Source organism: Pandoraea sp. NPDC087047, assembly GCF_044745225.1.
Taxonomy (GTDB): Bacteria; Pseudomonadota; Gammaproteobacteria; order Burkholderiales; family Burkholderiaceae; genus Pandoraea.
In genome coordinates this window covers 517,654-530,044 of record NZ_JBIUZU010000003.1, presented here as the reverse complement: position 1 = coordinate 530,044, position 12,391 = coordinate 517,654, and the positions used below count along the sequence as shown (strand labels likewise).

Below are 12,391 nucleotides of genomic sequence, written 5' to 3'. Positions count from 1 at the left end.
ACGCGGCATTCTCACCGTCGCCGACAATACATTCGCCTCGCCGATCGGCAGCCGCACGCGCCGGGCGTCGACGTTGTCATGACGTTCACCCTCTCCAGCGCCCCCCCCTGAACTTCGTCCATTGATATGTCGAAGCCGAAAAAAAGCCCCCTCGATGAGGGGGCTTTTCGCATGGATACGAAGACCGAAACGGTGTCAAAACAGCCTTGTGGGGCGTTAGGCTAGCCGTTGCGTCAATCCATGTCCGTCGCGTAGCTCAGACCGAGAACGACGAACCACAGCCACAGGTCGTGGTTGCGTTCGGGTTCTTGATCACGAACTGCGCGCCGTTGATGTCTTCCTTGTAGTCAATCTCGGCGCCGACGAGGTATTGATAGCTCATCGAATCGATCAGCAGCGATACGCCATTCTTGTCGAGCACGGTATCGTCGTCGTTGACGTCTTCATCGAAGGTGAAACCATACTGAAAGCCGGAGCACCCGCCACCCTGCACGAAAACGCGCAGTTTCAGGTCGGCATTGCCTTCTTCGTCGATCAGTTGCTTGACCTTGTCCGCGGCACTGTCAGTAAAGACCAGGAACGCGGGCATTTCCGTGACGGCGGCCTCAAGCGGTGCGTTCATCGCAAATCTCCATAAATCGGTTCGGTATCATTCTATTCCCTATTCCAAGATCGTGCCGAAGGTCGGAAAATCAAGGGCTTAGGGACGATAAATACCGTTACGGCAATACGGGAATATGGGTCAACCCCATGTTCTCCGGCAGGCCGAACATCAGGTTCATACATTGCACGCCCTGACCGGACGCGCCCTTGACCAGATTGTCCTCGACCACGAGGATTACCAGCGTGTCTTCATTGCCTGGGCGATGCACAGCCATGCGCACGTAGTTCGACGCACGCACCCAGCGCGTTTCCGGCATCGAGCCGGCAGGGAGCACGTCCACGAATGGCTCGCCCGCGTAATACGTTTCGAACAGCGCCTGGAAGTCGGTGTCGCGGGCTTCGGGCAGAATCGTTGCGTACAGCGTCGAATGGATGCCGCGAATGGTCGGCAGCAGATGCGGCACGAACGTCAGACCCACGTCGTAACCGGCAATCGCCTCGAGACCCTGCTTGATTTCGGGGTGATGGCGATGGCCCTTCACGCCGTAAGCCTTGAAGTTGTCGGCCGTCTCCGCAAGGATCAGCGACGTCTCGCCCTTGCGGCCAGCGCCGCTTGCGCCCGACTTGGCGTCGGCGATCAGGTGCTTCGGATCGACCAGCTTGCGGCCACCGGCAAACAACGGCGCATAGCCCAGTTGCACGGACGTCGGGTAGCAGCCCGGCAGACCGATCACGCGCGCGCTCTTGATCTGCTCGCGATTGATTTCGGGCAAGCCGTAGACGGCTTCTTCGAGAATGTCCGGGCAGGCGTGCGGCATGCCGTACCACTTTTCGAACGTGGCGGTGTCCTTCAGGCGGAAGTCCGCCGCGAGGTCGATCACGCGCACACCGGCAGCCAGCAACTCGCGAGCCTGCGCCATGGCCACACCGTGCGGCGTCGCGAAGAACACCACGTCACAATCGGTGAGACGGGCATCGTCGGGCGTGCAGAATGCCAGGTCGACACGGCCCCGAAGGTTCGGATACATATCGGCGACCGGCGTACCCGCTTCCTTGCGCGAGGTAATCGCCGTCAACTGCACTTCCGGATGCTGCGCCAGCAAGCGGAGCAGCTCCACACCAGTATAGCCGGTGCCGCCTACGATACCTACCTTGACCATGTCCTACCCCTTTCAATCGGAACCGCGATTCTATCAAGCTTCCACGACACTTGTGGGACGGTGACGCACCGCCGCACCCGCGTATTACGCGGCAGGCGGCTCGCAGCACGTCGCCAAAAGAAAAAAGGCCGCGCGAGGCGGCCTTTCCTTGCATCCACCGAAGTGGATGCCAACAAGCACTCGGGCGATTAACGCTTCGAGAATTGCTTGCGACGGCGGGCCTTGTGCAGACCAACCTTCTTACGTTCGACTTCACGAGCATCGCGGGTAACGAAGCCAGCGGTCGACAGCGTCGGCTTGAGCGTCGCGTCGTAGTCGATCAGTGCGCGGGTGATACCGTGACGAACCGCACCGGCCTGACCCGTTTCACCGCCGCCCGAAACGTTGACCTTGATGTCGAACGTTTCAGCGTGGTTGGTCAGCTCGAGCGGCTGACGAACGATCATCAGCGACGTTTCACGAGCGAAGTACTCTTTGATCGGCTTGCCATTGACGACGATGTCGCCCTTGCCAGCCTTGATGAACACACGAGCAACAGCGCTCTTGCGACGGCCCGTGCCGTAATTCCAATCGTTTTTGAACATGGCGTGGCCCTTAGATCTCGAGCGACTTCGGTTGCTGAGCTTCGTGCGGATGATTACCGTCGGCGTAAACCTTCAGCTTCTTGATCATCGCATAGCCCAACGGACCCTTCGGCAGCATGCCCTTCACGGCCTTCTCGAGCGCACGGCCCGGGAAACGCTCTTGCATCTTGCCAAACGTGGTTTCGTAGATACCGCCCGGGTAACCCGTGTGACGGTAATACTTTTTGTCAGTTTGCTTTGCGCCCGTGACTTTCAGCTTGGCAGCATTGACGATGATGATGTAGTCACCAGTATCAACGTGCGGCGTGAATTCAGGCTTGTGCTTGCCGCGCAGACGGCGTGCCACTTCGCTGGCGACACGGCCGAGGACTTTGTCCGTCGCGTCAATCACAAACCATTCGCGCGTCACCTCTGCCGGCTTAGCGGAAAACGTCTTCATGATCGATCCAAATAAAAATGCGTTTGCCCCATTAACACCAACTTCCTGCTTGTCTGCCGGCCGCGTCCTGGTGACTTGACGTCACACGGCGCAGTCCTGTGCTTGCAGGCTCTCCCTGATGCTTTTTCCGTGGGCATTTCCGGAAAAACCGTTGATTATACAGAAAAATCGCCCCTCCGGTAAACGGCGTTTCCGGGCGCACAAAAAAACCCGAACCTCAAAGGGTCCGGGTTAAATCCACCAAAGGAGGAGGGTGGAGGAGACACTTGCAGCGTTGCTGTGAAGCACAACAACCAATGACTGCAGTCTAGCAAACGGGATGCTGCAACGCAAGAAAATTTATAGTGCGAAATGCAACACCATAATGTGAAACGTCAAAAGATTCCGCAAACAGCGAAAAACTGATTAAAAATCATAATCTTATGAAGAACCCGAGACGCAAAACAACCTCCTCGGTAGAGTTCCTCACCCGGATTTAGGGTTTTTCCCGCTGAAAATCCGATCAAAAAAGCGCCAATATTGCGATGCAGCAACCTGAGCCGAAAATGACGGCAACTCGGGTTCGCGGCGGCATCGTACGCAGGTTCGCGGAAGCCGCTACAATTTTGCTTGAATGGGATATCGGGGTTTCAAATGATGGAATGCAAGGTTAGCTGGATGGGTCCGAGTGGCATGGCCTTCGTCGCGCAGACAGGTAGCGGTCACATCGTCGCGATGGACGGCGCACCGGAAGGCGGCGGTCACAATCAGGCACCGCGTCCGATGGAGATGTTGCTGGTCGGCACCGGCGGTTGCACCGCGTACGACGTGGTGATGATCCTCAAAAAGAGCCGCGAGGACGTCAGGGATTGCAGCGTCACGCTCAAGACCGAGCGCGCTAGCGAAGATCCCAAGGTCTTCACGAAGATTCACTTCCACTTCACCGTAACGGGCCGCAATCTGAGCTCGAGCGCCGTGGAGCGCGCGGTGACGCTGTCGCACAACAAGTACTGCTCGGCGTCGATCATGCTCGCCAAGACGGCCGAACTCACGCACAGCATCGAAATCATCGAAGACTGACGTCCGCGACGCGCCGTACAGACGATCGTTGCGGCAGGCAGAAGCACAAAAGGCTCCCAATGGGAGCCTTTTGCGTTTTATTGGGATGCAGAGCCAGCCGATAAGCCGGATTCTGTGAACGCGACTCGCGCCGCGCCTGACAATCATTCCTCTAGGCGACGCATCACTACGCCGCTCAAGCTTCCTACCCGCAGGCTCCCGGGGGCCCCGTTGCCGACACACGCACGAGGCGCATGCCGCTCACCTGCCTATTTGGAATTGCTCCGGGTGGAGGTTACCGTGCCGTGTGCGTTGCCGCACGCCGCGGTGCGCTCTTACCGCACCGTTTCACCCTTACCTGATCCCCTGGCTTGCGCCCGGGGCCATCGGCGGTCTGTTCTCTGTTGCCCTGTTCCGCGTCTCACGACGGATGGCCGTTAGCCATCACCCTGCCCTATGGAGTCCGGACTTTCCTCCCCCTCCCCGAAAGGAGGCGGCGATTGTCTGGCCGACTCTGCGGGCCGAAGTGTATCACGGGGCCCCACATTGCCGCCCATGCTTCGCGCGACGCCCTGCGTCGAACGTCCGCCCGCTCAGGCCTTTTCCCGTCTGCCGGGCCGGAATACCGACGCGTCCTGATAAAACGACGGATCCTCGTTGTCCGGCCACCATCCCGGAACGCCCAGCACGGGCAGCGGGGCGAATTCGCGGGTCGTGAGGCAGACGCTGGCGAGCGTGGGGGCGATCCGGGCGTCGAGCCAGGCGCGGCGCTCGGGAGGCGTCCGGTCGAAGTAGTTCTGGGGGACGTCGACGATCCAGGCATGCGCCGTCACCGATTTGTACGGGGCGACGAGCTTTTCCAGCAGCGCATGCCCGAACGGCTGGACCTCACAGGCCCGGCCCCAATCGGCGCGACGCGTCACAAACAGCGTGCGCCAGTCGAACGCCCGCAGGGCCGCGCCCAGCGCGGGATCGCTACACGCGAAGAGCACGGCGTTCTCGTCGAACAGCGTCGCCGCGTCGCGTGTCGCGCCGCGCGCAGCCTGCACGCCATCAAGCGCAATCGCCGCCGCCTGACGGGCATTGAGCGCCGCCTTGCCGCGCGGATACGTCATCCAGATCAGCGCGTTGAAGAAATCGTGCAGATTGCGGCGTGTCGGCACCCCGCCCGTGGCCGCAATAAACGCCTCGTAGGCCGTGCCGGCGGGCAGATCCTCCTGCGCCACGAAGCGAAGCGCCCTTCCCTGCCCGGTGACCCACGCCGCTTGCGCTGCCTGCGCCGACAGCGCGTCGCGCCAGTCGTCGCAGGCCAGTGCGCTTTGTCCTCGAACCGCCACCGCCTCGAACCACGGCGCGCGCCAATCGATCTCCGGCAAACCGGACACCGCACACACCGTATTCACTGACGATTGAGCAGACGACAAAACGCGGCTCGGTGTCAGCCCTTGAGCTTCCAGCCGATGACTTCACCGGCGCGCAGCGGCACCACGGTCGTGTCGCCCATCGGCAGTTCGGCCGGCAGTTCCCAATCTTCGCGCACCAGCGTAACCTTGCCCGTGTTGCGCGGCAGTTCGTAGAAGTCCGGGCCGTAGAAGCTCGCGAACGCCTCGAACTTGTCGAGCGCGCCTGCCTTGTCGAACGCCTCGGCGTACAACTCCACCGCGTGCAACGCCGTGTAGCAACCGGCGCAACCGCAGGCGGCTTCCTTCACGCCACGCGCGTGCGGTGCGCTGTCGGTACCCAGGAAGAAGCGCGGACTGCCCGAGACAGCGGCCTTCACGAGGGCTTCGCGATGCGTCTCGCGCTTGAGCACCGGAAGGCAGTAATAATGCGGACGGATGCCGCCCGTAAAGATCGCGTTGCGGTTGTACAGCAGGTGATGCGGCGTAATCGTGGCGGCGATGGGGCCCTCGGCCGTAGCAACGTACTCGGCAGCGTCCTTCGTCGTGATGTGCTCGAACACGACCTTCAGGCCCGGGAAATCGCGACGCAGCGGCGACATCACCTGGTCGATGAAGACCCTTTCGCGATCGAAGATGTCGATGTCGGCGCTCGTCACTTCGCCGTGCACCAGCAGCGGCATACCGACGTCCTGCATCGCTTCGAGGGCGCCGCGGCACTTGGCGAGGTCGGTCACACCGGCGTCCGAGTTGGTCGTCGCACCGGCCGGATAGAGCTTCACACCGTGCACGAAACCCGACGCCTTCGCGCGACGAATCTCCTCGGCGGGCGTGTTGTCGGTCAGATACAGCGTCATGAGCGGCTCGAACGTGTTACCGACCGGACGCGCCGCGAGAATGCGCTCGCGATACGCCGCCGCGTGTTCGGTCGTCGTGACCGGCGGCTTCAGGTTCGGCATGATGATCGCGCGGCCGAACTGCCGTGCGCTGTCGGGCAATACACTCTTGAGCACGTCGCCATCGCGCACGTGCAAGTGCCAGTCATCGGGACGGGTGATAGTCAGTTCGGTGGTCATGGGCGTTTTCCGGGGGCTGGAGACTGCTTCTGCTGGCCCATCAGACCGTGACTGCGGGAGACGCTTGGTGACGCGTCGGCGCGACGGACTGTCTGGGCGGGAATGTACGTGCACAGAGGCCGGTGCTATGCTTCTGTAACCCCATATTGTAACGGTTGCGACGCTCCGACACGACGTGCGCAGCCAATCATCGATTTGCCCCTCCCATGTGCCAACTGCTCGCAATGAATTGCGCGGAACCGACCGACATCACGTTCTCATTTACCGGTTTCGCGGCGCGCGGGGGCGGCACGGATCACCATGCCGACGGCTGGGGTATTGCGTTTTTCGAGGACAAGGCCTGCCGTCTTTTCATCGATCACCAGGCAGCGGCGAACTCGCCGATTGCCGAATTGGTGAAGAAATACCCGATCAAATCCAAAAACGTCATCGCGCATATCCGCAAAGCGACGCAAGGCATCGTTGAGCTGGAAAACTGCCATCCGTTCCAGCGCGAGCTGTGGGGACGCCACTGGATCTTCGCGCACAACGGCGATCTGCACGATTACGACCCGTTTCTCTCGGGCGTCTATCAACCGGTCGGAACGACGGACAGCGAGCGCGCCTTCTGCGACATCATGCAGGGCCTGCGCAAGCGCTTCCCCGGCTCGCAGCCGCCGCTCGACGAACTGTTCCACGCTGTCGAGGACATTACGCGCACGATCACGCGTCATGGCGTGTTCAACTTCGTGCTGTCGAACGGGCAGGCGCTGATCGCACACTGCTCCACGCGCCTGCACTTCATCGCACGCCAGTGGCCGTTTGCCAAGGCACATCTGATCGACGCCGACTGGGAAATCGATTTCGCCAAGTTCACCACGCCGGCCGACCGCGTCGCCGTGATCGCCACCGCACCGCTCACCGACAACGAGGTCTGGACGACGTTCGAGCCGGGTGAGTTGATCCTGTTCGAGAAAGGCGCGCCGACGCTGCGCACGGTGGTGCCGATTCCCGAAGCGGTGCGTCTGCGCAACGCCCAGAACACGGCCTGCCAGTAACGCCAGCGCCGGATCGACATATCGACACCCCGGCGCGAGCCGCGTCTCGCGTCGACAGCCATAAAAAAAGCGTGCCCAAAGGCACGCTTTTTCCATTCCGGCACCCGCAACGATCAGTGCAGGATCTTGGCCAGGAAGTCCTTGGCGCGGTCCGACTTCGGATTCGCGAAGAACTCTTCCTTCTTGACGTCTTCCACGATGATGCCCTGATCCATGAAGATCACGCGGTTCGCAACCTTCTTGGCGAAGCCCATTTCGTGCGTGACCACCATCATGGTCATGCCTTCCTGAGCCAGTTCGACCATCACGTCGAGCACTTCGTTGATCATTTCCGGGTCGAGCGCCGAGGTCGGCTCGTCGAACAGCATGGCGATCGGGTCCATGCACAGGGCGCGGGCGATGGCCACACGCTGCTGCTGACCGCCCGAGAGCTGGCCCGGGAACTTGTGCGCATGCGCCTTCAGACCCACGCGCTCGAGCAGCTTCAGGCCCTTGTCACGAGCGGCTTCCTTGCTACGGCCGAGCACTTTGACCTGCGCGAGCGTCAGGTTTTCGGTGATCGACAGGTGCGGGAACAGCTCGAAGTGCTGGAACACCATGCCCACGCGCGAGCGCAGCTTGGCCAGGTTCGTCTTCGGATCTGCCACCGAGGTGCCATCGACGATGATCTCGCCTTGCTGGATCGGCTCCAGACCGTTGACGGTCTTGATGAGCGTGGACTTGCCCGACCCCGACGGGCCGCACACCACCACGACTTCACCCTTCTTGACTTCAGTGGAGCAGTCCGTGAGCACCTGGAACTGGCCGTACCACTTGGAGACGTTTTTAAGGGTAATCATTTCGCCAACCTCTTTTGAAGACGTTTAACCAACATCGAAACCGTGAAGCAGATCACAAAGTAGACCGCTCCGGCAAACACAATCATGGCAGGCAGCGTGCCGTCACGCTGGCCGACCTGATACGCCATGCCGAAGAAGTCGGACAAGGCGATCGCGTACACGAGCGAAGTATCCTGGAACAGAATGATGCCCTGCGTGAGCAGCAACGGCACCATATTGCGGAACGCCTGCGGCAGCACCACGAGGCCCATCGCCTGCCAGTACGACATGCCGAGCGCGAACGCTGCGGACATCTGGCCACGCGACACGCTCTGGATACCTGCGCGGATGATTTCCGAATAATACGCCGCCTCGAAAAGCGAGAAGGCCACGAGCGCCGAGACCATCCGGATATCCCACGTCGGCGGCACGTCGAGCAACGAACGCAGCACCTGCGGCACGATCAGGAAGAACCACAGCAGTACCATCAGCAGCGGAATCGAGCGGAACACGTTCACGTACAGATCCGCGAACCACTTGAGCACCGTCACACCCGACAGACGCATCATCGCGAGCAACGTGCCCCAGACGATGCCCACGATCACGGCGAGCGCCGTGACCTGCAGCGTGGTGATCATGCCCTTGACGAGCAGCGGCATCGCTTCGATAGCGCCGCCCCATGCGAAGATCTCACCCATTATTTGCCCCCGATGTAGCCCGGCAGGCGGGTCTTGGCTTCGATGAAGCGCATGAGCACCAGCACCGCGATGTTGATGATCATGTACGCGATCGTCACAGCGATGAACGACTCGTAGCTATGTGCCGTGTAATCGATGAGCTGCTTGCCCTGACCCGTCAGTTCCAGCAGGTTCACCGTCGAGATCACGGCCGAGTTCTTGAAGATGTTGACGAATTCCGACGTGATCGGCGGGATCACGACACGGAAAGCCACCGGCAGCAGCACGAAACGATACGTCTGCGGCAGCGTGAGTCCCATGGCCAGACCGGCATTCTTCTGGCCCTTGGGCAGCGAATTGATACCGGAGCGCACCTGCTCACACACCCGGGCTGCCGTAAAGAGCCCCAGGCCGATCACGCCGGTGAGCAGCGAGACGTTTGCGGGATTGAGCGAGAACAACCACTGGCGAACCGCTTCCGGCAGGAAGTCGGGAGCCACGTAATACCAGAAGAACAACTGCACCAGCAGCGGGATGTTCCGGAACAATTCGACGTAGGCCGCCGCGAATCCGGAAATCCATTTGTTGGGGACAGTGCGCATCACGCCGAGCACAGAGCCCACGATAAGCGCAATGATCCAGCCGCCGAGGCCGACTTCAAGCGTGAGCTTGAGGCCCGAGAGCAGCCACCCGAAGTAGGTGCTGTCCTCGCCGGTGGCCACCGGCTGGAAGAAAAAACTGAAATCGAGACCGAGAGCCATGATCTCCCCTTTTCTACTTGTCTTGCTTAAAAAGAAGCGGAAGGATTGACTCCTTCCGCTTCGGCATTACGTACTGACTTTGCTTAGCGATCCATGCAGCCTATCGGCTTACTTGGCGCCTTGAACGTCAGCGTTGTCGTTCGGCGACTTCCACAGCGAGGCCATTTCAGCCGACGGCGGGAAGTCCATGTTCACGCCGCCCAGTGCCGCGATCGGCTGTTGGAACCACTTGGCGTAGTCCTTCTGTGCCTGGCCCGACTTCTGGTAATCGGCGACGGCCTTGTCCACCACCTTCTTGAAGGCCGGATCGTCCTTGCGCATCATGCAGCCGTACGCTTCGTACGATTGCGGCTTGCCGACAATGCTGTAGTCCTTGGCGTCCTTGAACTTGGCACGCTCACCCGCGAGCAGGGCATCATCCATCATGAACGCAACGGCACGGCCCTGATGCAGCGTAATGGCGGCTTCGCCGTGGTCCTTGGCGCTGATGATGTTCATGCCCAGGTTTTCTTTCTGATTCATCTCGCGCAGCAGACGCTCGGAGGTCGTACCCGCCGTGGTCACGACGTTCTTGCCCTTGAGGTCGGCGAAATCCTTGATGCCCGAGCTGTTCTTCGTCAGCAAACGCGTGCCGATGATGAAGAACGTGTTCGAGAACGCAGCCTGCTTCTGACGATCGGCGTTGTTCGTGGTCGAACCGCACTCGATGTCGATCGTGCCGTTCTGAACCAGCGGAATGCGGTTCTGCGACGTGATCGGCGTCTGTTTGGCATCCAGCTTCGACAGCTTCAGATCTTTCTTGACTTCGGCAACGATCGCCATCGCCACATCGTTGGCATAACCGACGACATTGTGATTGTTGTCATAGAACGAGAAGGGGATCGACGATTCGCGGTTTCCCAGCGAAATGATGCCCGTGTCCTTGATTTTTTTGAGGGTACCAGCTTCCTGAGCCTGGGCAGCACCTGCCATCAAGCCCACACAGCACATCGCCAACGCAATTTTCGAGAGGGTCATTCCTTGGTCTCCTTGGCACAAAACGAATGCATTTTAGCACTGCATCTGCCCATTTTTTTATTCTCGAATGTTCGGAACGAGCGTCTTTTTTGACGTAACTCGCCCCGAACATTCTGTTTTACGCACTAATGCGTATTACTACTTAGCCGGAAAGCCCCCCTCGATCAGGGGTACAGTCCGCGCATTTCACGGGCTTGCAGGATACGGGTACATGCCACGATGAAAGCCGCAGTACGCAAGGAAACCTTATGTTCCTGCGCCACATGCCACACCCCATCGAACGCCTCGCGCATGATGCGTTCCAGGCGATGATTGATCTCTTCCTCGGTCCAGAAGAAGCTCGAGAAATCCTGCACCCACTCGAAGTACGAAACGGTCACGCCACCGGCATTTGCGACCACGTCCGGCACCACAAGGATGTCCTTGCTACGCAGAATGTCGTCCGCAGCGGTCGTCGTCGGGCCGTTTGCGCCTTCGACCACGACCTTGGCGCGGATCTTGTCGGCGTTCTTCTCGGTGATCTGGTTTTCCAGCGCGGCCGGGATCAGGAATTCGCACTCGAGCGACCAGAACTCGTCGTCCTTGATGATCTCGGCTGCCGGGAAGCCGCCCACGCCGCCGGTCTCGGCAACGTGCTTGAGCAGGTTCGGCACATCGAGGCCATCCGACTTGTAGATGGTACCGGTGTGATCTTGCACGCCGATGACATGCGCGCCGGCTTCATGGAACAGACGCGCAGCGATACCGCCCACGTTGCCGAAGCCCTGCACGATCACGCGCGCACCGCGCACGTCCATGCCCAGACGACGAGCCGCTTCGCAGCTCACCACGAACACGCCGCGGCCGGTGGCTTCGCGACGGCCCAGCGAGCCGCCCAGCGAGATCGGCTTGCCGGTCACAACACCGGTGGCGGTGGAACCCTCGTTCATCGAGTAGGTGTCCATCATCCACGCCATGATCTGCTCATTGGTGTTGACGTCCGGTGCCGGAATGTCCTTCGTCGGCCCGATGATGATGTTGATTTCACTGGTGTAACGGCGCGTAAGGCGCTCGAGTTCGCCGCGCGAGAGCTTGCGCGGGTCGACACGAATACCGCCCTTGGCACCGCCGTAAGGCACGTTCACCGCAGCGTTCTTGACCGACATCCAGGCCGACAGGGCCATGACTTCGGACAGGGTCACGTCCTGGTGGAAACGCACGCCGCCCTTGCCCGGGCCGCGCGAGGTGTTGTGCTGGACACGATAGCCCTCGAAGTGGGCGATGGTGCCGTTGTCGAGTTCGATGGGGCAGTCGACCACGAGAATACGCTTCGGGCGCTTGAGGGTTTCGACCCAGCGCGAAAGCGAACCCAGATAAGGGGTTACGCGGTCAACCTGTTGGAGGTAGTTACCCCACGGACCGAGGTGTTCGGCGTCGAGGTAGGAAGGCAAGGCATGTGACGTTTGAGACATCGTTGGATTCTCCGGCTTCGATCTGTACCGCAAGCACACGTCGTGCTCGCGACACGAATGGCTGGCACTTTACAAAGAACCGCGAAGAACAATCCAATGCCGAATAAACATGCATCTATGCATTTCTTGCATAGTTATGAGGTCGCTTTCTTTTTTGCCGCTACGTCAGGCAATCCGCCGTGAACGCCAGTAAACGCTGGCGTCGCTTACCGGGCGAAACGCGCCCCTTTGTGACGAGACCCTACCGCGAATCCGGTCAATGGATCCCGGCGATTTCGCTGATCGATATGACGGCCTGACGGCCGCGTTTCAAGGGTGCCGGGGCTCCGG

Annotated in this window: 13 protein-coding genes and 1 other RNA gene; 2 read left to right on the top strand and 12 right to left on the bottom strand. The window is 60.4% G+C overall.

All coding sequences use genetic code 11. The features are described from left to right. Positions 1–256: 256 nt before the first annotated feature. The 4 genes from erpA to rplM form a co-directional block, all read right to left on the bottom strand. Positions 257–622 (bottom strand): iron-sulfur cluster insertion protein ErpA, encoded by a 366-nt coding sequence (gene erpA, locus ACIPHM_RS07895; protein WP_400326441.1) that lies wholly within the window; start codon positions 620–622, stop codon positions 257–259. Positions 623–719: 97 nt separating this feature from the next. Then, positions 720–1,763, bottom strand: a complete 1,044-nt coding sequence (gene argC / locus ACIPHM_RS07890; protein ID WP_400326439.1) for an N-acetyl-gamma-glutamyl-phosphate reductase — start codon at positions 1,761–1,763, stop codon at positions 720–722. Between the two features lie 188 nt (positions 1,764–1,951). Next, on the bottom strand, positions 1,952–2,347 hold the full coding sequence (gene rpsI, locus ACIPHM_RS07885; RefSeq protein ID WP_010805092.1) for a 30S ribosomal protein S9: 396 nt from the start codon (positions 2,345–2,347) through the stop codon (positions 1,952–1,954). 10 nt (positions 2,348–2,357) lie between these two features. Continuing rightward, on the bottom strand, positions 2,358–2,786 hold the full coding sequence (gene rplM / locus ACIPHM_RS07880) for a 50S ribosomal protein L13 (protein ID WP_010805091.1): 429 nt from the start codon (positions 2,784–2,786) through the stop codon (positions 2,358–2,360). Positions 2,787–3,422: 636 nt separating this feature from the next. Between rplM and ACIPHM_RS07875 the strand changes: the two genes are divergently transcribed. Further along, complete coding sequence (locus ACIPHM_RS07875; protein WP_400326589.1) at positions 3,423–3,845, top strand: OsmC family protein; 423 nt, start codon at positions 3,423–3,425, stop codon at positions 3,843–3,845. Positions 3,846–3,930: 85 nt separating this feature from the next. On the opposite strand, the gene rnpB is transcribed toward ACIPHM_RS07875, so the two are convergent. The 3 genes from rnpB to pyrC all read right to left on the bottom strand — a co-directional run bounded on the left by rnpB (position 3,931) and on the right by pyrC (position 6,300). Next, positions 3,931–4,340, bottom strand: an RNA gene (gene rnpB, locus ACIPHM_RS07870) — RNase P RNA component class A. A 77-nt stretch (positions 4,341–4,417) separates the two neighbouring features. Continuing rightward, positions 4,418–5,248 (bottom strand): DUF3025 domain-containing protein, encoded by an 831-nt coding sequence (locus tag ACIPHM_RS07865; protein WP_400326432.1) that lies wholly within the window; start codon positions 5,246–5,248, stop codon positions 4,418–4,420. Between the two features lie 14 nt (positions 5,249–5,262). Next, the gene (pyrC, locus tag ACIPHM_RS07860; RefSeq protein WP_400326431.1) at positions 5,263–6,300 is read right to left on the bottom strand and encodes a dihydroorotase; all 1,038 of its coding nucleotides are present in this window, start codon (positions 6,298–6,300) and stop codon (positions 5,263–5,265) included. A 206-nt stretch (positions 6,301–6,506) separates the two neighbouring features. On the opposite strand from pyrC, the gene ACIPHM_RS07855 reads away from it, so the two are divergent. Continuing rightward, positions 6,507–7,337 (top strand): class II glutamine amidotransferase, encoded by an 831-nt coding sequence (locus ACIPHM_RS07855; RefSeq protein ID WP_400326429.1) that lies wholly within the window; start codon positions 6,507–6,509, stop codon positions 7,335–7,337. Between the two features lie 113 nt (positions 7,338–7,450). Here the strand turns inward: ACIPHM_RS07855 and ACIPHM_RS07850 are convergent, their stop codons facing one another. The 5 genes from ACIPHM_RS07850 to ACIPHM_RS07830 all read right to left on the bottom strand — a co-directional run bounded on the left by ACIPHM_RS07850 (position 7,451) and on the right by ACIPHM_RS07830 (position 12,061). Then, on the bottom strand, positions 7,451–8,176 hold the full coding sequence (locus tag ACIPHM_RS07850; protein ID WP_400326425.1) for an amino acid ABC transporter ATP-binding protein: 726 nt from the start codon (positions 8,174–8,176) through the stop codon (positions 7,451–7,453). After that, positions 8,173–8,853: a glutamate/aspartate ABC transporter permease GltK gene (gene gltK, locus ACIPHM_RS07845; protein ID WP_400326422.1), complete on the bottom strand. Its 681-nt coding sequence runs from the start codon at positions 8,851–8,853 to the stop codon at positions 8,173–8,175. Before gltK ends, ACIPHM_RS07850 begins: the two co-directional genes overlap by 4 nt. Next, complete coding sequence (locus tag ACIPHM_RS07840; RefSeq protein ID WP_400326420.1) at positions 8,853–9,593, bottom strand: amino acid ABC transporter permease; 741 nt, start codon at positions 9,591–9,593, stop codon at positions 8,853–8,855. Before ACIPHM_RS07840 ends, gltK begins: the two co-directional genes overlap by 1 nt. A gap of 108 nt (positions 9,594–9,701) precedes the next feature. After that, positions 9,702–10,610, bottom strand: coding sequence for a glutamate/aspartate ABC transporter substrate-binding protein (locus ACIPHM_RS07835; RefSeq protein WP_400326415.1), 909 nt, complete (start codon positions 10,608–10,610; stop codon positions 9,702–9,704). 164 nt (positions 10,611–10,774) lie between these two features. Then, positions 10,775–12,061, bottom strand: coding sequence for a Glu/Leu/Phe/Val dehydrogenase (locus ACIPHM_RS07830; protein WP_400326412.1), 1,287 nt, complete (start codon positions 12,059–12,061; stop codon positions 10,775–10,777). Positions 12,062–12,391: the final 330 nt, after the last annotated feature.

Coding starts and splice junctions, on each gene's coding strand:
- erpA (WP_400326441.1), bottom strand. CDS start 622: ATGAACGCACCGCTTGAGGCCGCCGTCACGGAAATGCCCGCGTTCCTG.
- argC (WP_400326439.1), bottom strand. CDS start 1,763: ATGGTCAAGGTAGGTATCGTAGGCGGCACCGGCTATACTGGTGTGGAG.
- rpsI (WP_010805092.1), bottom strand. CDS start 2,347: ATGTTCAAAAACGATTGGAATTACGGCACGGGCCGTCGCAAGAGCGCT.
- rplM (WP_010805091.1), bottom strand. CDS start 2,786: ATGAAGACGTTTTCCGCTAAGCCGGCAGAGGTGACGCGCGAATGGTTT.
- ACIPHM_RS07875 (WP_400326589.1), top strand. CDS start 3,423: ATGGAATGCAAGGTTAGCTGGATGGGTCCGAGTGGCATGGCCTTCGTC.
- pyrC (WP_400326431.1), bottom strand. CDS start 6,300: ATGACCACCGAACTGACTATCACCCGTCCCGATGACTGGCACTTGCAC.
- ACIPHM_RS07855 (WP_400326429.1), top strand. CDS start 6,507: ATGTGCCAACTGCTCGCAATGAATTGCGCGGAACCGACCGACATCACG.
- ACIPHM_RS07850 (WP_400326425.1), bottom strand. CDS start 8,176: ATGATTACCCTTAAAAACGTCTCCAAGTGGTACGGCCAGTTCCAGGTG.
- gltK (WP_400326422.1), bottom strand. CDS start 8,853: ATGGGTGAGATCTTCGCATGGGGCGGCGCTATCGAAGCGATGCCGCTG.
- ACIPHM_RS07840 (WP_400326420.1), bottom strand. CDS start 9,593: ATGGCTCTCGGTCTCGATTTCAGTTTTTTCTTCCAGCCGGTGGCCACC.
- ACIPHM_RS07835 (WP_400326415.1), bottom strand. CDS start 10,610: ATGACCCTCTCGAAAATTGCGTTGGCGATGTGCTGTGTGGGCTTGATG.
- ACIPHM_RS07830 (WP_400326412.1), bottom strand. CDS start 12,061: ATGTCTCAAACGTCACATGCCTTGCCTTCCTACCTCGACGCCGAACAC.